This window comes from Pseudomonas sp. EZ-C24, from assembly GCF_014525325.1.
Classification (GTDB): Bacteria; Pseudomonadota; Gammaproteobacteria; order Pseudomonadales; family Pseudomonadaceae; genus Aquipseudomonas; species Aquipseudomonas shirazensis.
Window position 1 is genome coordinate 14,409 of record NZ_JACDIU010000016.1, and the last position, 23,266, is coordinate 37,674.

Annotated in this window: 20 protein-coding genes and 6 tRNA genes; 3 read left to right on the forward strand and 23 right to left on the reverse strand. The window is 61.5% G+C overall.

All coding sequences use genetic code 11. The features are described from left to right. Positions 1 to 42 precede the first annotated feature (42 nt). The 3 genes from leuB to leuC all read right to left on the reverse strand — a co-directional run bounded on the left by leuB (position 43) and on the right by leuC (position 3,278). Positions 43 to 1,125 carry a 3-isopropylmalate dehydrogenase gene (gene leuB / locus IDM28_RS16265; protein ID WP_150572950.1) on the reverse strand — a complete coding sequence of 361 codons (1,083 nt, stop codon included), beginning with the start codon at positions 1,123 to 1,125 and terminating at the stop codon, positions 43 to 45. Between the two features lie 78 nt (positions 1,126 to 1,203). Continuing rightward, a complete protein-coding gene (leuD, locus tag IDM28_RS16270) occupies positions 1,204 to 1,848 on the reverse strand; it encodes a 3-isopropylmalate dehydratase small subunit (RefSeq protein ID WP_101321427.1) in 645 nt (214 codons plus the stop codon). Beyond that, positions 1,845 to 3,278 (reverse strand): 3-isopropylmalate dehydratase large subunit, encoded by a 1,434-nt coding sequence (leuC, locus tag IDM28_RS16275; protein ID WP_101321429.1) that lies wholly within the window; start codon positions 3,276 to 3,278, stop codon positions 1,845 to 1,847. Before leuC ends, leuD begins: the two co-directional genes overlap by 4 nt. Before the next feature lie 130 nt (positions 3,279 to 3,408). On the opposite strand from leuC, the gene IDM28_RS16280 reads away from it, so the two are divergent. Beyond that, the gene (locus tag IDM28_RS16280; RefSeq protein ID WP_101321431.1) at positions 3,409 to 4,287 is read left to right on the forward strand and encodes a LysR family transcriptional regulator; all 879 of its coding nucleotides are present in this window, start codon (positions 3,409 to 3,411) and stop codon (positions 4,285 to 4,287) included. Between the two features lie 61 nt (positions 4,288 to 4,348). Beyond that, complete coding sequence (locus IDM28_RS16285) at positions 4,349 to 7,645, forward strand: PAS domain S-box protein (protein WP_188036475.1); 3,297 nt, start codon at positions 4,349 to 4,351, stop codon at positions 7,643 to 7,645. A 49-nt stretch (positions 7,646 to 7,694) separates the two neighbouring features. Here IDM28_RS16285 and IDM28_RS16290 read toward each other — a convergent pair whose 3' ends face one another. The 13 genes from IDM28_RS16290 to uvrB form a co-directional block, all read right to left on the reverse strand. Beyond that, the gene (locus IDM28_RS16290) at positions 7,695 to 8,138 is read right to left on the reverse strand and encodes an Hsp20 family protein (RefSeq protein WP_101321435.1); all 444 of its coding nucleotides are present in this window, start codon (positions 8,136 to 8,138) and stop codon (positions 7,695 to 7,697) included. 126 nt (positions 8,139 to 8,264) lie between these two features. Then, positions 8,265 to 9,239, reverse strand: coding sequence for a tRNA dihydrouridine synthase (locus IDM28_RS16295; protein WP_101321437.1), 975 nt, complete (start codon positions 9,237 to 9,239; stop codon positions 8,265 to 8,267). Positions 9,240 to 9,288: 49 nt separating this feature from the next. Next, the gene (locus IDM28_RS16300) at positions 9,289 to 9,723 is read right to left on the reverse strand and encodes an acyl-CoA thioesterase (RefSeq protein WP_186700129.1); all 435 of its coding nucleotides are present in this window, start codon (positions 9,721 to 9,723) and stop codon (positions 9,289 to 9,291) included. Positions 9,724 to 9,766: 43 nt separating this feature from the next. Then, a complete protein-coding gene (locus tag IDM28_RS16305; protein ID WP_188036509.1) occupies positions 9,767 to 10,600 on the reverse strand; it encodes an alpha/beta hydrolase in 834 nt (277 codons plus the stop codon). A gap of 22 nt (positions 10,601 to 10,622) precedes the next feature. Next, positions 10,623 to 11,162, reverse strand: coding sequence for a TetR/AcrR family transcriptional regulator (locus IDM28_RS16310; protein WP_188036476.1), 540 nt, complete (start codon positions 11,160 to 11,162; stop codon positions 10,623 to 10,625). Positions 11,163 to 11,333: 171 nt separating this feature from the next. Continuing rightward, positions 11,334 to 11,409: transfer RNA gene (locus IDM28_RS16315), tRNA-Glu, on the reverse strand. Positions 11,410 to 11,454: 45 nt separating this feature from the next. After that, positions 11,455 to 11,530, reverse strand: a tRNA-Ala gene (locus IDM28_RS16320). Positions 11,531 to 11,594: 64 nt separating this feature from the next. Continuing rightward, positions 11,595 to 11,670, reverse strand: a tRNA-Glu gene (locus IDM28_RS16325). A 42-nt stretch (positions 11,671 to 11,712) separates the two neighbouring features. Then, a tRNA-Ala gene (locus IDM28_RS16330) sits at positions 11,713 to 11,788 on the reverse strand. A gap of 53 nt (positions 11,789 to 11,841) precedes the next feature. Beyond that, positions 11,842 to 11,917, reverse strand: a tRNA-Glu gene (locus IDM28_RS16335). A 76-nt stretch (positions 11,918 to 11,993) separates the two neighbouring features. After that, positions 11,994 to 12,069, reverse strand: a tRNA-Ala gene (locus tag IDM28_RS16340). Positions 12,070 to 12,314: 245 nt separating this feature from the next. Continuing rightward, positions 12,315 to 13,796: a glutamate--tRNA ligase gene (gltX, locus tag IDM28_RS16345; RefSeq protein ID WP_103438112.1), complete on the reverse strand. Its 1,482-nt coding sequence runs from the start codon at positions 13,794 to 13,796 to the stop codon at positions 12,315 to 12,317. Between the two features lie 146 nt (positions 13,797 to 13,942). After that, positions 13,943 to 15,958, reverse strand: a complete 2,016-nt coding sequence (gene uvrB / locus IDM28_RS16350; RefSeq protein WP_101321457.1) for an excinuclease ABC subunit UvrB — start codon at positions 15,956 to 15,958, stop codon at positions 13,943 to 13,945. Between the two features lie 279 nt (positions 15,959 to 16,237). On the opposite strand from uvrB, the gene IDM28_RS16355 reads away from it, so the two are divergent. Beyond that, the gene (locus IDM28_RS16355; protein ID WP_188036477.1) at positions 16,238 to 17,434 is read left to right on the forward strand and encodes an amino acid aminotransferase; all 1,197 of its coding nucleotides are present in this window, start codon (positions 16,238 to 16,240) and stop codon (positions 17,432 to 17,434) included. A gap of 36 nt (positions 17,435 to 17,470) precedes the next feature. Here IDM28_RS16355 and IDM28_RS16360 read toward each other — a convergent pair whose 3' ends face one another. The 7 genes from IDM28_RS16360 to tmk all read right to left on the reverse strand — a co-directional run bounded on the left by IDM28_RS16360 (position 17,471) and on the right by tmk (position 23,259). Next, the gene (locus IDM28_RS16360; RefSeq protein WP_150570200.1) at positions 17,471 to 18,031 is read right to left on the reverse strand and encodes a DUF1285 domain-containing protein; all 561 of its coding nucleotides are present in this window, start codon (positions 18,029 to 18,031) and stop codon (positions 17,471 to 17,473) included. 12 nt (positions 18,032 to 18,043) lie between these two features. Beyond that, complete coding sequence (locus IDM28_RS16365) at positions 18,044 to 18,649, reverse strand: DUF4823 domain-containing protein (RefSeq protein ID WP_101321464.1); 606 nt, start codon at positions 18,647 to 18,649, stop codon at positions 18,044 to 18,046. Between the two features lie 66 nt (positions 18,650 to 18,715). Beyond that, the gene (locus IDM28_RS16370; protein WP_150572945.1) at positions 18,716 to 19,684 is read right to left on the reverse strand and encodes a GTP 3',8-cyclase MoaA; all 969 of its coding nucleotides are present in this window, start codon (positions 19,682 to 19,684) and stop codon (positions 18,716 to 18,718) included. 108 nt (positions 19,685 to 19,792) lie between these two features. After that, the gene (locus tag IDM28_RS16375; RefSeq protein WP_101321468.1) at positions 19,793 to 20,428 is read right to left on the reverse strand and encodes a TetR/AcrR family transcriptional regulator; all 636 of its coding nucleotides are present in this window, start codon (positions 20,426 to 20,428) and stop codon (positions 19,793 to 19,795) included. 405 nt (positions 20,429 to 20,833) lie between these two features. Next, complete coding sequence (locus tag IDM28_RS16380; protein ID WP_101321470.1) at positions 20,834 to 21,616, reverse strand: TatD family hydrolase; 783 nt, start codon at positions 21,614 to 21,616, stop codon at positions 20,834 to 20,836. 31 nt (positions 21,617 to 21,647) lie between these two features. Next, positions 21,648 to 22,634 carry a DNA polymerase III subunit delta' gene (locus IDM28_RS16385; protein ID WP_188036478.1) on the reverse strand — a complete coding sequence of 329 codons (987 nt, stop codon included), beginning with the start codon at positions 22,632 to 22,634 and terminating at the stop codon, positions 21,648 to 21,650. Further along, entirely contained in the window at positions 22,627 to 23,259 is a 633-nt protein-coding gene (gene tmk / locus IDM28_RS23930; RefSeq protein ID WP_101321474.1) for a dTMP kinase, read from the reverse strand. The genes IDM28_RS16385 and tmk overlap by 8 nt, the downstream gene beginning before the upstream one ends. Between the last annotated feature and the right edge of the window lie 7 nt (positions 23,260 to 23,266).

Consider the following 23,266-nt stretch of genomic DNA (forward strand, 5'->3'; position numbering starts at 1 on the left):
AGTGGGCCGCCACCGAGAGATATTGGCAGCGGGCCAGAGAGATTACAGATTCCGCAGCGCCGCGACTACTGCATCGCCCATTTCCTTGGTGCCAACCTTGTTGCAGCCTGTCGACCAGATATCACCCGTGCGCAGGCCTTGATCGAGCACCTGGCTGACCGCCTGCTCGATTGCCTCGGCAGCAGCGTGCTGATTGAAGCTGTAACGCAGCATCATCGACACCGACAGGATGGTCGCCAACGGGTTGGCTACGCCCTGGCCGGCGATGTCTGGCGCCGAGCCGTGGCAAGGCTCGTACATGCCTTTGTTGTTGGCATCCAGCGAGGCCGAAGGCAGCATGCCGATGGAACCGGTGAGCATGGACGCTTCATCCGAAAGAATGTCGCCGAACATGTTGTCGGTAACCATTACATCGAACTGCTTGGGTGCCCGCACCAGCTGCATGGCGGCGTTGTCGACGTACATGTGGCTGAGTTCGACGTCTGGGTAATCCTTGGCAACCTCTTCAACCACTTCACGCCACAGCTGGCTGGACGCAAGTACGTTGGCCTTGTCGACCGAGCACAGCTTCTTGCCGCGCACGCGGGCCATGTCGAAGCCGACCCGGGCAATCCGGCGCACTTCGCTTTCGCTGTATGGCAGGGTGTCGTAGGCCTGACGCTCGCCGCCTTCCAGCTCGCGCTGGCCACGCGGGGCGCCGAAGTAGATGCCGCCGGTGAGTTCACGGACGATGAGGATGTCCAGGCCCGAAACGATTTCCGGCTTCAGCGAAGAGGCGTCGGCCAGTTGCGGGTAGAGAATCGCAGGACGCAGGTTGGCGAACAGGCCCAGTTGCGCACGAATCTTCAGCAGGCCGCGCTCTGGACGAATGTCCCGCTCGATCTTGTCCCACTTCGGCCCGCCGACCGCGCCCAACAGCACCGCATCAGCGTTGCGCGCACGCTCAAGGGTGGCATCCGCCAATGGCACGCCATGGGCGTCGATGGCAGCGCCACCGATCAGATCGTGCTCCAGGGCGAAACCGAGCTGGAACTTGTCGTTGGCCAGCTCCAGTACCTTGACCGCTTCGGCCATGATTTCCGGGCCGATACCGTCACCTGGGAGAATCAGAATCTGCTTGCTCATGCTTTTCTCTATCCGTTCAAACGGCGCCGCCGTCATGGCCGCGCCGAACAAAAATTAATGCCCGACCTGCGCACTGCTTCAGGCTTCGCGGAACAGCCATGGCTGGCTGGCGCGGTGCCTGGCTTCGAACGCCTGGATCGACTCGCTATCCTGCAAGGTCAAGCCAATGTCGTCGAGGCCATTGAGCAGGCAATGCTTGCGGAAGGCGTCGATCTCGAAGTGCAGCACCTTGCCGTCAGGACGGGTAACGGCCTGCGCCTGCAGGTCGACGGTCAGCTGATAGCCTGGAATGGCTTCGACCTGCTTGAACAACTCGTCGACTTCTTCGTCGCTGAGGATGATCGGCAGCAAGCCGTTCTTGAAGCTGTTGTTGAAGAAGATATCAGCAAAGCTTGGCGCGATGACGCTGCGAAAGCCATATTCGTCGAGGGCCCACGGGGCGTGCTCACGGCTCGAGCCGCAACCGAAGTTTTCCCGGGCGAGCAACACGCTGGCACCTTGGTAACGTTCGTGGTTGAGCACGAAGTCCATGTTCAATGGGCGCTTGCTGTTGTCCTGGTATGGCTGGCCAACGTCCAGGTAGCGCCATTCATCGAACAGGTTCGGGCCGAAGCCGGTGCGCTTGATCGACTTGAGAAACTGCTTGGGGATGATCTGGTCGGTATCGACGTTGGCGCGATCCAATGGCGCAACCAGGCCGGTGTGCTGGGTAAAGGCTTTCATGCTGCGCTCCCTTGAATCAACTCGCGGACATCGATGAAGTGGCCGGTCACCGCGGCAGCGGCGGCCATTGCCGGGCTGACCAGGTGGGTACGACCACCGGCGCCCTGCCGACCTTCGAAGTTACGGTTGGAGGTCGACGCGCAATGCTCGCCGCTTTCCAGCCGATCCGGGTTCATCGCCAGGCACATCGAGCAGCCCGGTTCACGCCATTCGAAGCCGGCTTCGATGAAGATCTTGTCCAGCCCTTCCTTCTCGGCCTGAGCCTTGACCAGGCCCGAGCCCGGTACCACCATCGCCTGCTTGACGGTAGCGGCGACCTTGCGGCCCTTGGCGACTTCGGCGGCAGCGCGCAGGTCTTCGATGCGCGAGTTGGTGCACGAGCCGATGAACACCCGATCGAGACGAATATCGGTGATCGCCTGGTTGGCACTCAGGCCCATGTACTTGAGCGCGCGCTCGATCGAGCCACGTTTGACCAGATCCGGCTCGGCAGCTGGATCCGGTACACGCTGGTCAACGGCCAGGACCATCTCCGGCGAGGTGCCCCAGCTGACCTGTGGCTTGATCTGTGCGGCGTCGAGCTCAACCACGGTATCGAATACCGCATCGGTGTCGGACACCAGCCCTCGCCAGGCGGCAACCGCTTGCGGCCACTGGCTGACAGTCGGCGCGTAGGGGCGGCCTTCGACGTAATCGATGGTGGTCTGGTCGACAGCGACCAGGCCAACTCGGGCGCCGGCCTCGATGGACATGTTGCAGATGGTCATGCGGCCTTCCATCGACAAGTCGCGGATGGCGCTGCCAGCAAATTCCATGGCATGGCCGTTACCGCCAGCGGTGCCGATCTTGCCGATCACGGCAAGGACGATGTCCTTGGCGGTCACGCCTTCGCCCAGCTGGCCCTCGACACGGACCAGCATGTTCTTCATTTTTTTTGCGACCAGGCACTGGGTGGCGAGCACGTGCTCGACCTCGGAAGTGCCGATGCCGTGGGCCAGTGCGCCGAAAGCGCCGTGAGTCGAGGTGTGCGAGTCGCCACAGACCACGGTCATGCCCGGCAAGGTGGCGCCCTGCTCTGGGCTGATGACGTGAACGATGCCCTGGCGAATGTCGTTCATCTTGAATTCGACGATGCCGTATTCGTCACAGTTTTCATCGAGGGTCTGCACTTGCAAACGCGACACCTGGTCAGCGATGGCCTCGATGCCGCCTTTGCGCTCAGGGGTAGTCGGCACGTTGTGATCGGGCGTAGCGATGTTGGCGTCGATCCGCCACGGCTGCCGCTTGGCCAGACGCAGGCCTTCGAATGCCTGGGGCGACGTCACTTCGTGAATGATGTGGCGATCGATGTAGATCAACGACGAACCATCGTCGCGTCGCTTGACCTCATGCGCATCCCAGAGCTTGTCGTAAAGCGTTTTGCCGGCCATCAGACTGTTCCTCATCAGCGTCTTTCTATGCCAATAACCCCTTGGCTTGTACGGACGATGCTATGGGTTTAGATTGAATAACTCAAATTGATAATTTTTATGCTTTGGATAACCAAAAGGAATACCAGCAGTGGACCTGGCCAACCTCAGTGCGTTTATCGCCATCGCCGAGACCGGCAGTTTTTCTGGCGCAGGAGAACGCCTGCATTTGACCCAGCCCGCCATCAGCAAACGCATCGCTGGCCTTGAGCAGCAACTTGATGTTCGCCTGTTCGATCGGCTGGGCCGCGAAGTGACCCTGACCGAGGCCGGCCGCGCCCTGCTCCCGCGTGCCTACCAGATACTCAATGTACTCGACGATACACGACGCGCCCTGAGCAATCTGACCGGTGAAGTCACGGGTAGGCTGACCCTGGCGACCAGCCACCACATCGGCCTGCACCGCCTGCCACCGTTATTGCGGGCTTTCACCCGTCAGTACCCCCTGGTTGCGCTGGATATTCAGTTCCTCGATTCAGAAGCGGCCTACGATGAAATACTCCACGGCCGGGCTGAAATCGCGGTAATTACCCTGGCCCCCGAACCGCACAACCTGGTGCGCGCGGTGCCGGTCTGGGACGATCCGCTGGATCTGGTGGCTGCCCCCGAGCACCCGCTGGCCAGCAGCGAGACAGTGAGCCTGGCTGACGTCGCCCGCCATCCGGCAGTGTTTCCCGGCGGCAATACCTTTACCCACCACATTGTCCAGCGCCTGTTCGAAAGCCAGGGCCTGACACCCAACATCGCGATGAGCACCAACTACCTGGAAACCATCAAGATGATGGTCTCGATCGGCCTTGCCTGGAGCGTGCTGCCGCGGACCATGCTCGATGATCAGGTTGCGCCTATCGCTTTGCCCGGCGTAAAGCTGACGCGGCAGCTAGGCTACATTCTGCACACCGAGCGCACCCTTTCGAATGCCGCCAAGGCATTCATGGCCCTGCTCGACAGTCACGCCGGCAGCGCCTGACGGTTCGTCGGGGCGGCACACCACTCTCAGGGACAGGTCACTCGCCAAAGGTCTGGTATCGATGCCCAAATCAGCTAACCGTTTTCCGCGCTTGCCGCGTATTCCTGCTGTCGACCCGCAGGACTCGGAGTTGGCCTGGCAGAACGCCCCGCAGTTGCTGGCGGCGCTCAATGGCGCGCAATTGGGCGCTTGGCTGTGGGATATCGACAGTGGCCGAATCAGTTGGTCGCGAGGCACCCAGGCGCTGTTCGGCTTCGATCCGCAGCAGCCTTTGCCCAGTGATATCGACTACCTTGAACTGCTCCCGGAGGAAGACCGCGCGCGTACCCGCCTGGCGTTTCAGGCGGTGGTCAATGGCGAGCCCATCGAGCAGGCCATGCGTCATCGGATTCGCTGGCCCGACGGCAGCCTGCATTGGCTGGAGGTCAGCGGCAGCCTGACCCACGACGGCAATGGCCGCCGGCAGATGATCGGCGTGATCCGTGAAATTACCCGCCAGCGCGACCGCGAAACGGCCTTGATCAACTCGGAAAAACGCTTTGCCAGCCTGTTTCACATGAGCCCCAATGCCATTCTGTTGAGTCGGCGCAAAGACGGCATGCTGTTCGAGGTCAACCAGCATTTTGAAGACATGTTCGGCTGGCCCGGGGCGCAGATCGTCGGCAAGACCAGTATCGAACTGGGCCTGTGGGTGCATCCGGAACAGCGCCAGCAGGTACTGGAGGCGACCCGCTACAGCACCGGGCCGATCACCATGGAAGTGCAGTTTCGCGGCAGCGGCGGCAAGGTCCACGACGGCATCCTGTGCACCCAGAGCATCGAACTGGAGGGCATAGCGTTTCTACTCACTACCTTTGTCGATACCAGCGAGCGCAAGCGCGCCGAGCTTGCCCTCAAGGACAGCCAGGAACGCCTCGACCTGGCGCTGGACTCTGCCCAGCTGGGCACCTGGGACTGGCATATCCCCAGCGGCATGCTCTACGGCTCGGCGCGCGCCGCGCAGCTGCATGGGCTGGAGCCGGTGCCGTTTCATGAATCCTTCGAAGCGTTTTTCGAAGGTGTGCCTGAACAGGAGCGTGAGGCCATGCGCCAGTCTTATCGCAGCTTGCGCGAAGGCCCGGCGGGCAGTTACCAGATCACCTACCGGGTGCAGCTGGAAAATGGCACAGCGCGCTATATAGAAAGCCGCGCCCGCCTCTACCGTGACGAGCAGGGCAATCCGTTGCGCATGGCTGGCACCCTGCTCGACATCACCGACCAGGTCGAGCGCGAGCAGCGCCTGAGCGCCTCTGAAGAAAAGTTCGCCAGCCTCTTCCAGGTCAGCCCCGACCCAATCTGCGTAACCCGCCAGGACAATGGCCAGTTCATCGAGATCAACCCGGCCTTCAGCCAGACCTTTGGCTGGAGCGCGCAACAGGTGCTCGGCCGCACCGCCGAGCAGATCGGCCTGTGGGCAGAAACCGCAGAGCGCGCCCAGCGTATCGAACACGTGATCCGCGAACGGGCGCTGAGCAACGTCGCAGTCGTGGTCAACCATCGTAGTGGCGCGCCCATGACCTGTGTCATTTCCAGCCGCCTGATCATGGTCGATAACCAGCCCTGCAGCGTGACCTCACTGCGTGACATCACTCAGCAGCAGCGCGCCGAAACGGCAATCAAGGCCAGTGAAGAGAAATTCGCCAAGGCGTTTCACTCCAGCCCCGACGCCATCACCATAACCGTGCGCGCCAGCGGCCTGTACCTGGAAGTCAACGACGGCTTCTGCCGCCTGACGGGCTACAGCATTGACGAAGTGATCGGGCGTACCGTGCACGAGCTCGGCATCTGGGCCGACGACACGCAACGGGCGACCTTGCTCAGCGAGATCAAACTGCGCGGGCGGGTGCACCACCGCGAGATGCTCGGACGCAACAAACGCGGCGAGCTGCTGACGGTGGAAGTGTCGGTCGAGCCGATTACCCTGAATGCCACCGAATGCCTGCTGCTGACCGCGCGCGACGTCAGCCAGCTGAAAAACGCCCAGGCGCAGATTCGCCACCTGGCGTACCACGACCCGCTCACCAACCTGCCCAACCGAGCCCTGCTGATGGACCGCCTGAGCCAGCAGATCGCCCTGCTCAAGCGGCACAACCTGCGCGGCGCGCTGCTGTTTCTCGACCTCGATCACTTCAAGCACATCAACGACTCACTCGGTCACCCGGTCGGCGACATCGTGCTCAAGGTCATCACCGCCCGGCTCGAGGCCAGCGTGCGCCTGGAAGACACCGTGGCGCGCCTGGGCGGCGACGAGTTCGTGGTCTTGCTCAGCGGTCTGGAAGGCAGCCGCGAGACGGTTGAAGGCAAGGTCCGCGAACTGGCCGACACCCTGCGCGAATTGCTCGCCGAGCCGATGTCTCTGGACGGCCAGCGCCTGCAAGTCACCCCCAGCATTGGCGTTGCCTTGATCCCCGATCATGGGGCTACGCCTGCCGACTTGCTCAAGCGCGCCGACATTGCCCTGTACCGGGCGAAGGACTCTGGGCGCAACACCACCCAGCTGTACCACACCACCATGCAAAAGGCCGCCAGTGAACGCCTGCGCATGGAGAATGATCTGCGCCAGGCGTTGGCCCGCGGCGAACTGGCGCTGCACTTTCAGCCGCAGGTGGATGCCCGCGACAATCGCATTGTCGGCGCTGAAGTACTGCTGCGCTGGCATCACCCGCAACTGGGGCAGCAACCGCCCTCGCAGTTCATCCAGGTGCTGGAAGAAAGCGGGCTGATTCTGGAGGTGGGTAGCTGGATTCTCGACGAGGCCTGTGATGCCTGCGCCGGCATGCTCAGCGACGGCCTGATCAAGACGGACGAATTCAGCCTGTGCGTGAATATCAGCCCGCGGCAGTTCCGCCAGAACGACTTTGTCGGCAGAGTGCTGCGCAGCCTGGACGACTATCGCCTGCCCCGGCACATGCTCAAGCTGGAGATTACCGAGGGCATCGTGATCCAGAATCTGGAGGACACCATCGCCAAGATGCGTGAACTCAAAGGCTACGGCGTGAGTTTTGCCATGGATGACTTCGGCACCGGTTACTCGTCGCTGACCTATCTCAAGCGGCTGCCGGTGGATACCTTGAAGATCGACCAGTCATTCGTGCGCGATGCGCCGATAGATCCAAATGATGCCGAGATCGTCCGCGCCATCGTCGCCATGGCCCGCAGCCTTGAGTTGACGATCATTGCCGAGGGCGTCGAGCTGAGCGAGCAATTGGAGTTTCTCGAGCGGCTGGGTTGCCATTTGTATCAGGGGTATTTGCATAGCCGACCGTTGCCGCTGAGCGAGTTCAGGCAAATGTTGCTTGAGGCACCGGCGGATTATTGATCAGGCGGGGGATAGAGGAATGGGGCCGCGAGGCGGCCCCAGCCAATCGTCAGTTCAACGCTGGCTTGTCAGCACTGATCGGGATCCGCTTGGCTTTGGCTTCTTCCGGCACGACGCGCAGCAGTTCGACGCTGAGCAGTCCGTTGGCCAGGCCTGCGGATTTCACTTCGATGTGGTCGGCCAAGCGGAACGACAACTTGAAGGCACGCTGAGCGATGCCCTGGTGCAGGTAGGTCACTGCGTCGTTGCTGGCGTCGCGTTTGCCGCCAGTAACCGTCAGTACACCCTTCTCAACCTGCAGTTCAAGGTCTGATTCCTGGAAGCCTGCTGCTGCAACCACGATGCGATAGTGATCATCGCCATGTTTTTCCACGTTGTAGGGCGGGTAGCTGCTACCGGCCTCATTACGCGCCGCGGATTCGAACAGGTCGTTGAAACGGTCGAAACCAACGGAATGGCGGAACAGTGGTGCAAGGGAGAAAGCGGTAGTCATGGTCATAAACTCCTGAAAATCAGCAAGTGAGTCAATCCGCGACCCGAATTCGGCATCGCGTACTAAATAGATATGGCCCGACCAACCGCTTTCAAGAGCTCAACCAAAAAAATTTTTAAAATTTGCTCAGGCCACTGCTTCACATGGCAGCTGGCTGATGTCGGCACCCAGCAAATGGGTGATCCGCTGACAATCATCGACCCGGCGCAGTTCAGCAAATAACAGTACTGCTTCCGGATAGCTGCGAGTCAGCATTGCCACCCACTGCTTCATCCGCCCCGGCGCATAGCGCGGCGACAGCTTGGCCTGGGCCTGACGCCAAAACTCGCGCAGCAACGGCAACAGCGCCTGCCAGGCAAGCGGCTGATACTCGAGCCCCGCCCGTGCAGCAGCAATCTGCAGGCCCAGATCAGGCCGCGACACCAGGCCACGGCCGAGCATGATGTCTTCAGCGCCGCTGACCTCGCGGCACCGTCGCCAGTCGTCCACGGTCCAGATCTCGCCATTGGCGAACACCGGCACCTTGACCACATCCTGCACCCGCGCCACCCACTCCCAGTGCGCCGGCGGCTTGTAGCCCTCGACCTTGGTCCGTGCATGCACCACCAGGTGCGCCGAGCCACCTTCGGCCAACGCGGTAGCGCAATCGAGGGCGCCATCCGGGGTATCGAAGCCCAGACGCATCTTGGCCGTGACCGGGATGTGGGCAGGCACCGCCCGGCGCACTTCACGGACGATCGCGTGGAGCAACTCAGGCTCCTTGAGCAACACCGCCCCACCGCGGGACTTGTTCACCGTCTTGGCCGGGCAGCCGAAATTCAGGTCGATCACCGGCGCGCCCAGCTCGCAGGCCAATGCAGCGTTTTCAGCCAGGCACACCGGATCGGAGCCAAGCAACTGCACGCGCATGGGCACACCTGCCGCAGTACGCGCGCCGTGGCGCAGTTCAGGGGCGAGCTTGTCGAACTGGGAAGGTGGCAGCAGGCGGTCGCAGACGCGAATGAACTCGGTCACGCACCAGTCGACACCGCCGACCCGCGTGAGGACGTCGCGCAGGATGTTGTCGACCAGCCCCTCCATGGGGGCCAGGGCAATTTGCATGGATGGCTCTCGCGAAAAAGGCGGCAGTCTAGCAAACAATCAGGTGGACTCAGACGCCGATCAGCGCCTGCCCATAACCTTCAATGAATTCGCCCGGCATACGCTTGGGCTTGCCGGTCGACAGCTCGATACAGACAAAGGTGGTTTGCGCGCGCAGCAGGGTCACGCCGTCGCTCGGGCGCTTGAGCTGAAACCGGCGGGTCATGCGCAGGCGCTGGTCCCAGTCGACGATCCAGGTGGCCAGTTGTAGCTCGTCATCTTCGTAGCCGGCAGCCAGGTAATCGATTTCGTGGCGAACAACGGCCATGGCCCGGTCAAGACGGCGATATTCGGCCAGGTCCAGACCCAGACGCTGCGAGTGGCGCCAGGCGCAGCGCTCCAGCCAGGTGACGTAGACCGCGTTGTTGGCGTGGCCGAGGCCGTCGATGTCGTCACCGCCAACGCGTAGGTCGATGATGAATGGCGATGCCAGATCCCAGCTCATGCGCGCTCCGAAGGTCATTGAACGCGTTGAGTGTACCGGATGCTCAGGCGCTTTGGCGTGCTGGTGTGACAGCGCGCGCCAGCAGCTCAAGCACGCCTTCGACCAGGAGCGGGTCGGCCAGCACACGCTGGTGACCGCCTTCTTCGAGCATCAGCAAGCGGCTGTCGAACCAGGCCTTGTGGATCAATTGCGCTTCGCTGGCAGCGACCAGAGGATCATCACTGGCGTGCACTATCAGGCCCGGCAGCTCGAGTTGATAGCCGTTGACGTCAAGCCGGGCGACTTGCAGGCCGACATCCTGCTCGACCTGGCGAATAAACGCCGCCCGCGCCCGCGCCGGCATGCCCAGCCGCTGGGCAAAACCGCGCAATACCCCGAGCAGTTGCGCCGGCGCGGCAATGCTGACCGCAGCCTCGGTGCGCAAACCCCATTGCAGCGCCAGCAAGACACTGGCACCGCCCATCGAATGGCCGATCACGGCACGCAGCGGCGGCAGTTCGGCAGCAGCTTCGAGCAGCGCCCGGGCAAACAGCGCCACATGCGCCTGGCGGCCCGGAGAACGTCCATGGGCCGGCCCTTCCAGCGACACCACGGTATGCCCCGCCGCCACCAGCGCTTCAATCAACGCGGCAAACTGGGTTGGGCGCCCTTCCCAACCGTGCATCATCAGCACTGTCGGCCCCTGGCCCCAGCGCAGCGCTGACAGGCCGAAGCGCAAGGTGATGCGTTCAGCTGTCGCCAGCAAGGGCAACTCCCATTGCCGCGGCGGCAGGTTGCGCGGGGTCATGAAGGCGCGGCGCATCTTGCCCGCTATATGCTCGGGGGCCAGCCGGCCCAGGGTACCGTTGACGCCGCGAATCCAACTCAGGGTAGTCATCATCAATACTCCAGTCAGGCCACTAGATGACCGCCGACTTGGCGGCGCGCAGGATTCGGTCGGACAGCTCACTGGTGCCCAGCGCTCGGGCCAGCGCCAGGCCACCGATCATCAGCGCCAGGTCGGCCAACGCCTTGTCGGCGTCCTCAGGGCCGTCGACCATCTGCGCGGTCATCAGCTCCAGGTGCTCGGCCAGCGCCTCGCGAAACGCCTCAGGCAGGCGCTGCATCTCGCTCAGCGAGGTGGGCAACGGGCATGCCTGCTCGAGCGCGTCGCGATGCTTGCGTGACAGGTAGAAAGCAGCAGCGAGGGCACGGCGGCCGGCGCCGTCCAGGGCTGGATCGATCTGGGTGAATAAACCGCGGCGCTCGCTCAGCAACTGGCTGAACGCCTCGAGCATGAGTTCGTCCTTGCTGTCGAAGTGCGCGTAGAAACCACCCACGGTCAACCCGGCGGCGCCCATCACCTGACTCACACTGGGCTCGGCCGGTCCGTGCTGGATCAACGCGCTGCGGGCTGAATCGAGAATGCGTTGGCGGGTCTTGCTCTTCTTGTTGTTCATAAGCCACCCGATAAATATTATGAGTGTAATATGATGCACATAATATTTATTGGCAAGCGAAAAAATCGAGCTTAGGCCGCTTCATTGAAAAAGTAAGGAAGGCAGAAAAAACAAAAGGCCCATTCAATAATCGAATGAGCCTTATAAGCCCCGCAAAACGCGAGAAAAAATTGGCGTCCCCTAGGGGACTCGAACCCCTGTTACCGCCGTGAAAGGGCGGTGTCCTAGGCCACTAGACGAAGGGGACTTGTAACCTTCGTGCAGGCCCGCTTTCACGAACCCTGGCAAATATTGGTGGAGCTAAGCGGGATCGAACCGCTGACCTCCTGCATGCCATGCAGGCGCTCTCCCAGCTGAGCTATAGCCCCTAAAACAAAAGGCCCATCCAATATGCGAATGAGCCTTTAAAGCCCCGCAAAACGCGGGTAAAACTGGCGTCCCCTAGGGGACTCGAACCCCTGTTACCGCCGTGAAAGGGCGGTGTCCTAGGCCACTAGACGAAGGGGACATAACCTTCGTGCCGGTTCGCTTGCACAAACCGCGGCAAAATTGGTGGAGCTAAGCGGGATCGAACCGCTGACCTCCTGCATGCCATGCAGGCGCTCTCCCAGCTGAGCTATAGCCCCGGATTTCTAGCCTCGCGGCCCAGCGACATGGTTATACATCGCTTGTGTAAAACTGGCGTCCCCTAGGGGACTCGAACCCCTGTTACCGCCGTGAAAGGGCGGTGTCCTAGGCCACTAGACGAAGGGGACGAACCTTCTACCGTGAAACCTGGCGCTGGCGCCGGGTTTCATTCTCCGCCAGCAGTGCTGACCAAGAATCGGAATTTGGTGGAGCTAAGCGGGATCGAACCGCTGACCTCCTGCATGCCATGCAGGCGCTCTCCCAGCTGAGCTATAGCCCCACAATGTCGCTTTGAACTGAATTGCCGGCTGGGTTGCTGACAGTTCGTTACGTTCATCGCTGTGGACGGGGCGCATATTAAGATCGGATGGCTATGCTGTCAAACGAATTTTTGAAATTAACCAAAAGATTTTTCACAGATAACAATCACTTACCGCCCTGCCCCAGCAATTGACGATTTTGCCTACGGCAGCCGGCCCGCCCAGCGTCAGCTGGGACAGGCAAGCACGCTTGGGTAGCTGGCTGTCAGGCAATGTTGGCCAGCAGTTTTTCCCATTCCTTGTTTTCTTTCTTCGACACACCACCGAGCAGATCCAGCGCCTGACGCAGGCGGTAGCGAGTCAGGTCAGGGCCAAGGATTTCCATCGCATCCAGCACCGACACCGAACTGGCCTGGCCTGAGATAGCAGCAAACATCAGCGGCATGGCGTCACGCAGCTTCAGTTCAAGCGATTCGACCACGGCCTGGATGCAACCGGTGATGCGGTCTTTTTCCCACTGGCGCAAGCTCTCCAGCTTCCACAGAATCAGCTGGATGACCTGGCGGACCTGATCGGGCGAGAGCTTCTTGTGCTCGAACAGCTTGGCATCAAGCTTCAACGCACCCTCGAAGAAGAAGCCACCCAATGGGGCGATCTGGCTGAAGGTCTCTACGCGGCCCTGCACATGCGGCGCGATCTTCATCATGTAATCGCTGTTGAACGCCCACTTCTGTACCCGTGCAGCGAACTCCTCGACCGGCAACTCACGCAGCCACTGGCCGTTGAGCCAGGACAGCTTTTCGATATCGAAGATCGGCCCACCCAGGGAAACCCGCGACAGGTCGAAGTGCTCGACCATCTCGGCCAGGGAAAACTTCTCGCGCTCGTCCGGCATCGACCAGCCCATGCGGCCGAGGTAATTGAGCATGGCTTCGGGCATGAAGCCCATGCGCTCGTAGAAGGTGACCGAAGTCGGATTCTTGCGCTTGGACAGCTTGCTCTTGTCCGGGTTACGCAGCAGCGGCATGTAGCACAGCTGCGGCTGCTCCCAGCCGAAGTACTCATACAGTTTGATCAGCTTGGGCGCCGACGGCAGCCACTCTTCGCCACGCAGGACGTGAGTGATGCCCATCAGGTGGTCATCGACCACGTTGGCCAGGAAGTAGGTCGGCAGGCCGTCGTTCTTCATCAGGACCTGCATGTCCATGCGATCCCACGGGATTTCGACATCGCCACGGAGCATGTCCGGGACCACGCAGACGCCTTCGCTTGGCACCTTCATGCGGATCACATGGGGCTCACCAGCGGCCAGGCGACGCTGCACTTCCTCAGCGCTGAGCAACAGCGCGCGGCCGTCGTAACGCGGCGTCTCGCCCCGGGCCATCTGTTCGGCGCGCATCTGGTCGAGTTCTTCTGCGGTACAGAAGCAGTAGAACGCATGCCCGGCGTCAACCAGCTGTTTGGCGTACTTCGCGTAGATCTCGCCACGCTCGCTCTGCCGGTAAGGGCCGTGCGGGCCGCCCACGTCCGGGCCTTCGTTCCACTCGATGCCCAACCAGCGCAGGGCGTCGAAGATCTGCTGTTCCGATTCACGGGTCGAACGCAGCTGATCGGTGTCCTCGATGCGCAGGATGAATTCGCCGCCGTGCTGCTTGGCAAAGCAGTAGTTGAACAGGGCGATGTAGGCGGTGCCAACATGGGGGTCGCCGGTGGGCGATGGCGCGATACGCGTGCGAACGGTGGTCATGGAGGGTCTCGAACGAAGTTGAAACAAAGGCGCGATGTTAGCAGGGAGCGGGCATCAGGCTCCAGCGGCGGCGCAATCGCCCCACCGTCAGCCCAGGCGTGCAGATGATCGGCAGGCTATGCCGATCACCGGACCCGTCGGGCAACTTAGCTGGTGATCAGCCGCTCACGCAGCTTGGTGATCTCGTCGCGCATCTGCGCGGCGGCCTCGAACTCGAGGTCGCGCGCCAGCTGGAACATCTTCTCTTCCATCTGTTTGATGCGTTTGGTGATCTCGCCTGGGGTGCGCAACTCGGCTTCGTAGCGAGCGCTCTCCTCCGCCGCCTTGGCCATGCCTTTGCGCTTCTTGCTGCGCCCGCCGGGGATGTTGGCGCCTTCCATGATGTCGGTGATGTCCTTGACCACCCCTTTGGGCACGATGCCGTTGGCCTCGTTGAAGGCGATCTGCTTGGCCCGGCGGCGCTCGGTCTCGTCGATGGCGCGTTGCATCGAGCCGGTCATGCGGTCGGCATACAGGATGGCCTTGCCGTTGAGGTTACGCGCTGCGCGGCCGATGGTCTGGATCAGCGAGCGGTCCGAGCGCAGGAAACCCTCCTTGTCGGCGTCCAGAATCGCCACCAGCGACACTTCGGGCATGTCCAGGCCTTCACGCAGCAGGTTGATCCCCACCAGCACATCGAAGGTACCCAGACGCAGGTCGCGAATGATCTCTACCCGCTCGACAGTGTCGATGTCCGAGTGCAGGTAGCGCACGCGTATGTCGTGGTCGGCCAGGTAGTCACTGAGGTCTTCGGCCATGCGCTTGGTCAGCGTGGTGGCCAGCACCCGCTCACCAACGGCCACACGTTTGCCGATCTCCGACAACAGATCGTCGACCTGGGTCAGCGCCGGGCGGATTTCTACCAATGGATCAACCAAGCCGGTCGGCCGCACCACCTGCTCGACGACACGCCCGGCATGCTCCGCCTCGTACTGACCGGGGGTGGCAGAAACGAAGATGGTCTGCGGGCTGACCGACTCCCATTCATCGAAGCGCATGGGCCGGTTGTCCAGCGCCGATGGCAGACGGAAACCGTACTCGACCAGAGTCTCCTTGCGTGAACGGTCGCCTTTGTACATGGCGCCGACCTGCGGAACGCTCACGTGCGACTCGTCGATCACCAGCAGGGCGTCGGCAGGCAGGTAGTCGTACAGGGTGGGCGGCGGCGCACCGGAAGGCCGACCAGACAGGTAGCGCGAGTAGTTTTCGATACCGTTGCAATAGCCCAGCTCGAGGATCATTTCCAGGTCGAAGCGAGTGCGCTGCTCGAGGCGCTGCGCCTCGACCAGCTTGTTGTTCTTGTGCAGGTACTCAAGGCGGTCCTTGAGCTCTTCCTTGATGCCCTCGATTGCCCCAAGCAGGGTTTCACGCGGGGTTACATAGTGGCTCTTCGGATAGAAGGTAAAACGTGGCAGCTTGCGCAGCACCTCGCCGGTCAACGGGTCGAAGGCGGCAATGTTCTCCACTTCGTCATCGAACAATTCGATGCGGATCGCCTCGAGATCTGACTCGGCCGGGTACACGTCGATGACATCACCGCGCACACGGAAGGTGGCGCGGGCGAAGTCCATCTCGTTGCGGGTGTACTGCAGATCGGCCAGGCGCCGCAGCAACGCGCGCTGGTCGAACTTGTCGCCGCGATCGATGTGCAGGACCATCTTGAGGTACGTTTCAGGGCTGCCCAGACCGTAGATGCACGACACCGTGGTGACAATGATGGCGTCGCGTCGCTCGAGCAGGGCCTTGGTAGCCGACAGGCGCATCTGCTCGATATGGTCGTTGATCGATGCATCCTTCTCGATGAAGGTGTCCGAAGACGGCACATAGGCTTCCGGCTGATAGTAGTCGTAGTAGGAAACGAAATACTCGACCGCGTTGTTCGGGAAAAACGCCTTGAACTCGCCATACAACTGAGCCGCCAGGGTCTTGTTCGGCGCCAGCACCAGGGTTGGCCGCTGCACTTGCTGAATCACGTTGGCGATACTGAAGGTCTTGCCCGAGCCGGTTACCCCGAGCAGGGTCTGGTGCGAAAGCCCGGCGTCGATACCCTCGACCAACTGGCGAATCGCCTCAGGCTGGTCGCCGGCCGGCTGAAAACGGGTGACAAGCTGAAACTCGGACATGGCAGACCTCGAGCAACTGTAAATATAGCCAGTAGTCTACACCGAAACGGGCCTTTCCATTGCCCGCTTCGTGGCTGGCGCTGTGAACGTGTGTTTCTGTGGACCGGGCAATTAGACCAATGGTCCAAAAAAATTGCGAAAAAACGCCGGAAAACCTGCGCCCGATGGTCGCAGCGGTCGGCGCGTATCTCTATACTGACTCCCCGTTTGTGCACCGCTTCAGTGCATTCGACTGGAGCGTGCAAGCCCTATCACACTCCATTCAGAGCCAAGGTAACAATGAGCCTGTTTTCCGCTGTCGAGCTGGCACCCCGCGACCCTATCCTGGGCCTCAACGAAGCTTTCAACACCGACCCGCGCACCGACAAGGTGAACCTGGGCGTCGGCGTTTACTGCAATGAGGAAGGCCGTATCCCGCTGCTGCGCGCAGTGATCGAAGCCGAGACCCAGCGTGCCGCACAGCATGCCTCGCGCGGCTATTTGCCGATCGATGGGATTGCCACCTACGACCAGGCTGTACAGAAGCTGCTGTTCGGCGCCGAATCGCCACTGCTGGCCGCTGGCCGCGTGGTCACCGTGCAGGCCGTGGGCGGCACTGGCGCGCTGAAGATCGGCGCAGACTTCCTCAAGCGCCTGTCGCCTGATGCAGTCGTCGCCATCAGCGACCCGAGCTGGGAGAACCACCGCGCGCTTTTCGAGACGGCCGGTTTCCCGGTACAGAACTACCGCTACTACGATGCTGCCAGCCACGACGTCAACCGCGCCGGCATGCTCGAAGACCTCAACCAGCTGCCGTCGGGCTCGATCATCGTCCTGCATGCCTGCTGCCATAACCCGACCGGTGTCGACCTGACCCTGGGAGACTGGAAAAACGTCCTGGAAGTGGTCAAGGCCAAAGGCCATGTGCCGTTCCTCGACATGGCCTATCAGGGCTTTGGCGCCGGCATCGCCGAAGACGCCTTCGCCGTACGCCTGTTCGCCGAGTCGGGCCTGGACTTCTTTGTCTCCAGCTCGTTCTCCAAGTCGTTCTCGCTGTATGGCGAGCGCGTCGGCGCGCTGTCGATCGTCACTGCCTCCAAGGACGAAAGCACCCGCGTGCTGTCGCAGGTCAAGCGGGTTATCCGCACCACCTACTCCAACCCGCCGACCCACGGCGCAAGCATCGTCGCTGCCGTGCTGAACAGCCCTGAGCTGCGCCAGATGTGGGAAGACGAGCTGGGCGAAATGCGTAATCGCATTCACGGCATGCGCAAGCAGATGGTCGAGTTGCTGGCTACCTATGGGGCCAAGCGCGACTTCAGCTTTGTCGGTCGCCAGTGCGGGATGTTCTCCTACTCGGGCCTGACTGCCGAGCAGGTCAATCGCCTGAAGGATGAGTTCGGCATCTATGCGCTGGATACTGGCCGTATCTGTGTTGCTGCGCTGAACCAGAGCAACATCCACGTAGTGACCAAAGCTATCGTCGCGGTGCTTTGATGCAGTTGGGGGCTGCTCTGCAGCCCCCAACTGTTTTCAGCCAGCACGCCCAATCGGGTAAAACTGGCCATGGCTCCACACCCCGAGCCATTCCTCGCCGTCCAGCAAGCGCGGCACCGCCAGCTCCACCAACTGATAGAACACGTTGCGATGCAACAGCGCCTCAAGGTTGCTGCGCATCAGGATGTAGGGCGCAGGTTCCTGCGTGACCGGATCAACCTCGACCCGCAACGGATGCGCACTGCTAGCCTCAATCACATCCTCAACATTGTTGGTGAAACGCAAAACCTGCGTCTCCCCCGCGCCGATCACCTCCAGCAACACCGCCACAAACGGCGCGTCATCGACTTGGATGCCGACCTTCTCGACCGGCGTCACCAAAAAGTAATCGTCACCGTCACGGCGCAGGATATTGGAAAACAGCCGCACCATTGGTTTACGGCCAATTGGCGTGCCCTGGTAAAACCAGGTGCCATCACGGGCGATGCGCATGTCGATGTCGCCGCAGAAATCCGGGTTCCACAGGTGAACCGGCGCCGGGCCCCTACCCTTGGGGATTTGCGCCAACAGATCATTGGTCTCGACAGACTCGGTCATCACCCTCTCCTATCAGCGGCTCATACCCAACAGGCTACGAGCGTACTCGCGCATGGGCGCTGCGAGCAAATCCTGCGGGCTATTGTCGTGAAACGTCAACAAACCGCCACGGCTCTTGATCCGCGCTGTGTCGATCAGGTAGCGAGTGCTGGTTTCGATGAGCATCATCTGCACCACGCCGGTGTCCCAACCGAGCCGGTCGACTGCCTGTTCGTCGTACCACTCATCACCATTGCCGATGCGGTCGTCGGTACGAGCGAAGCGGGTATACAGCACGTAATGGGCACCGACCGAGCGGGCTTCGGCGATGGCATCTTCCAGGCCCAGCGGGCCTTGCGCACGACGCACCAGCGGGAAGTACTCGACAAAAGCCTTGAACGCCTCTTCGGCGACGATGTTCTGCTGCGGCAGCGGGCCTTTGCCCGGCGGCACGAACGCACCCTGGCCAATATAGATGAACGAATCCGGTTGCAGGCGCACCGACAGGCTGCGCTGGGTATCGCTATGATCGAGCAGACCGGCATCGCTCATGTGATAGCGAACACCTTCGCCCATATCGCTGACATTCATGCAGCCACCAAGCGCCATCAGCGCCAGCAGCAAAACCAGGCTACGCATCTTTCCTCCAGAGACCGGTGACGAAAAACCGGCGAATAGCCGCCAGATGCAGCTTTTGCGCCAGAGTCAGCCGCCGATCACCTTCATTACCGTTACCCCACCGGCGAACGCCAGCTCCTGCTTGTCAGCCAGGGCTTTTACCAGTAACCGTTGCAGCGCTGGCAACGCCAGGTGCCGGGGGCGATCAAGCAAGTCGCCGATGTAGTGCCGATTGCTGCTCGACAGGCAGCCATGCAGCCAGCCGGTTGAGGACAAGCGCAGCCGCGAACAGGCGCGACAGAACGGTACGCTCTCGTTGGCGATAACGCCAAAATGGCCTTTGCCGGGGATCTGGTAGCGCAATGCGGTGGCATCAACAGCAGCGCTGGCCTGCTCAAAAGCATGGTGCTGGCCAATCAGCGCCAGCAGCTCAGGCAGGCTGACCAACTGCTGGCGAAAGGCATTGCCGTCGCGCGCCAGGTGGCCCATGCGCATCAGCTCGATGAAACGCAGCTCGTAGCCACGCGCCAGGCAGTAGTCGAGCAGCGGCGCGACCTGATCCAGATTCTGTCCGCGCATCGGCACCATGTTGACCTTGATGCGCATGCCAGCCGCACTGGCCTCTTGCATGCCAAGCAACACCGTGGCCAGGTCACCGCCGCGAGCAATGCTGCGAAATGCAGCGGCGTCGAGGGTATCCAGCGACACGTTCAAGCGGCGGATACCCGCGGCCTGTAGCAGCGGCAGGCGCCGCGACAGCAACTGGCCGTTGGTAGTCAGGCTGATGTCGTGCAGGTCGAGGCCGGCGATGGCGGTGAGAAACCCTTCGAGCCTGGGACTGATCAGTGGCTCGCCGCCGGTGATGCGTAGACGCTCGATGCCGGCCGCCTCGATCAGGTAAGCCACCCCTCGTGCCAGGGCCTCGCCAGAGAGCTCATCCTGCGCCGCCACCAAACGCTTGCCGTCGGGTACGCAGTAGGTACAAGCGTAGTTACAGGCCGCCGTCAGGCTGACCCGCAGGTTGCGAAAACGCCTGCCTTGACGATCGACGATCATGGATGACTCCGACATGGAAGAATAAGCCGTGCAAAACCTGACTCATAAATCAGGTTTTTGCAAGCTCGCATGTCGGACAGCCCCGCAAAGGGTGACGGGGCGTTGCTGTCAGGCGTTCGGTTCGGGGTCGCGCTTGCGCTTGTTACCCATGCGCACACCGATGTCCATCAGGAACTGGAAGAAGCCTTCCTGATCTTCCAGCACATTGCTCCAGAACGGCGAGTGGTACAGCGCCACTGCGCCATGCACCAGCGCCCAGGCGGCGCAGTAGTGGAAGTACGGTGGCACGTCTTCAAGCTTGCCTTCGCTGATACGACCCTTGATCAGTTGAGTCAGGCGATCGAAATTGGAGGCACGAATGCTGTGCAGCTCCTCGACCATCTCTGGTACCTGATTACCCTTGACCACCTTCTCTTCAAGGCGATCGAACAGCCGGTAGCGCTGCGGGTCTCGCATGCGGAATTCGAAGTAGGCACGCGACAGTGCTTCTTTGTCGCGGTCGACATCGGCCGAGTGCAGCAAGGTGTTCAAATCGCGCTCGTAGTCGAGCATCAGGCGCAGGTAGATCTCTGCCTTGGACTTGAAGTGCTTGTAGATCGTACCTTTGCCGATGCCAACGGCGTCGGCGATCATCTCGACGGTGACGCTGTCTTCACCCTGTTCGAGGAACAGTCTGAGGGCGGTATCAAGGATCTCTTGTTCGCGACGGCGAAACTCACGGACCTTACGCGGTTCTTTCTGCATGGGAGGCTGCATGGGGGAGGACTGGCTGACAATCGAAGCGGATTATTATGCCTATCTTGCAAGAAATTGCACGGATCATCGGCGCATGTCTGTGTTTCACGATGAGTTCGCAAACGGTGGGATTGATTGGGCAAGCTGCAGATTGGCCAATCGAAGTGACTTGCCTGCAGGGAATGCACTGTGCATCCCGCGACGTATTCCAAATCTGTTTAAAAAACGACCAGTTGTCGCTGGCACTGTGCCAAAGCTGACCAATACTTGAAGTGTTGACCCGCCACATCCCCCCAAGTGGCGTGCCGATAAAGGCGCTCAGGGACCGCGTGCCTTTGTTTACTCCTAATGGTCTTAACCCGGTTTCCTCCCCCAGAACCCGGGTTTTTTTTGCCCGCCAATCAGGCTGTCAGATCAGCGTACTCGCGCAAGCGGGAACAAGCGCTTGAAGTTGGCCGTGGTTTGCTCGGCCAATTGTGCATAACTGACGCCACGCAGCGACGCGACGTATTCGGCGACTTCGCGCACGTACTGAGGCAAGTTGGGCTTGCCTCGGTAAGGGATCGGCGCCAGGTACGGTGAATCTGTCTCTACCAGCAGACGATCGCTGGGGACCTGGCGGGCCACGTCGCGCAGGGCCTCGGCATTGCGGAAGGTGACAATGCCGGACAACGAGATGTAGTAGCCCAGGTCCAGCGCAGCCTTGGCCATCGGCCAGTCTTCAGTGAAGCAGTGCAACACCCCGGCCTGCTCCAGGCTGGCTTCGCGTAACAGCGCCAGGGTGTCAGCCCTGGCCGCACGGGTGTGCACGATCACCGGCTTGCCGGTCTGCCGCGAGGCCTCCAGGTGCAAGCGGAAAGACGCCTGCTGCAGGCTCGCCGCCTCCGGCTCGTAGTGATAGTCCAGGCCAGTCTCACCAATCGCCACGACATGCGGATGCGCAAGCTCGTTGAGCAACCAGTCCAGCGCTGGGGTTTCTCCTGGCGCCAGGTCCAGCGGATGAATACCCACCGAGCAGTCGACATCTGCGTACTGTTCACTCAACGCCTTTACCGCGCCGGCATTGTCGGCACTCACGCCAATGCACAGAAAGTGCCCTACCCCGCGCTCACGCGCCGCCTGCAGGGCAGCATCAAGCGAGCCATCATGGGCACTCAGGTCTAGACGGTCGAGGTGGCAGTGGGAATCTACGAGCATGGCAGCAGGACACATATTTAGAAGAAGGGAGTCAGCGTGAGCCTGGCAGCTGGACCCAGTGGGCCAACAACGCTTCCAGCAGCAACACGCGGTTGAGGTTGGCCTTGCCCAGCACCTTCTGCCGCTGTTCAAGGATCCACGCCTGGGTTTCCAGCACCTTGCCCTGGCGGCTCTTCTGCGCCAGATACTGCAGCACCTTGCGCATATCAGCCGGGCCCAGGCCTTGTTCATCCTGAGTCATCTGATAGCGCAGGATCAGGTGCGACCACTCGAAGAACCAGTCAAACAGCAGCAGTAGTGGCACGCTGTTCCACGACTCGGCCAGTTGCGTCGGTGACTGTTGCTGCTTGAGCAGTTTTTTCACGCCCTCGGTGACCTGCGCACGTTGCTCGAGGACACCTTGCGCGTGCAGCTTGGCTGCCATCAGTGGCGATCCTGCCGCCAGGGTCAGCAGCTCCTCGCGCTCTCCCGGCTCGCTGTCTGGCAACGCATTGGCGAGCCAGGCCTGGCTTTGGGCAAGGTTTGGTTGCGGACATACAACTTGCTGGCAACGGCTCTTGATGGTCGGCAACAGTCGGCTCGGTTGATGGCTGACCAGCAGTAGCACCGTATTGCCGGACGGCTCTTCCAGACTCTTGAGCAAGGCGTTGGAGGCATTGATGTTCATGGCCTCGACCGGTTCGATCAGGATCACCTTGCGCCCGCCCAACTGCGCGGTCTGAACAACAAACGACACCAGATCGCGAACCTGGTCGATCTTGATCGGCTTGTCGACGTCTTCCGGCTCAAGCACGTAGTTGTCCGGATGGCTGCCAGCACGCAGCAACAGGCATGACTTGCACTGCCCGCAGGCATCAGCGCCTTGCGGCTGCTGGCACAACAAACGCGCCATCAGGCGCTCGGCCAGGGCCCGCTTGCCAATCCCCTGCGGACCGTGCAGCAGGTAGGCATGGGCATGCTGGCTGCGCCCGGCCAATTGCTGCCAGAGCGCATCCTGCCAGGCGAAGGCCTCAGCCACGGGCGCGTTCCAGCATGGCCGGCAACAAGCTGTCGATGTCGCGCTGCACCGCCTCCAGCGATTGGCCGGCGTCGAGGATGCTGTAGCGCTGCGGGTCAGCTTGGGCCCGTGCCAGATAGGCATGGCGCACGGCCTCGAAGAAGGCCGTGCCTTCTTGTTCGAAGCGGTCCAAACGGCCCCTGGCAGCCGCGCGCGACAGGCCGATCTCGATCGGCAGGTCGAACACCAGCGTCAGGTCAGGGCGCAGATCGCCCTGGACAAATGTTTCCAGCGTAGCGATGCGCTCGACCGGCAAGCCGCGGCCGCCACCTTGGTAGGCGTAGGTGGCATCGGTGAAGCGATCGCACAACACCACCGCACCGCGCGCCAGCGCCGGGCGGATGACCTTGGCCAGGTGCTGGGCACGCGCCGCAAACATCAACAGCAATTCAGTATCCGCTGCCATGCTTTCGTCGCTTGGTGCCAGTAGCAACTCACGAATCTGTTCAGCAACCGGCGTGCCGCCCGGCTCGCGGGTCAGCACTACGTCCAGGCCCTGCTCGCGCAAGCGCTGCGCCAGATATTCGCGGTTGGTGCTCTTGCCCGCGCCTTCGGGGCCTTCCAGGGTAATAAACAAGCCGCTCACGCGCAGT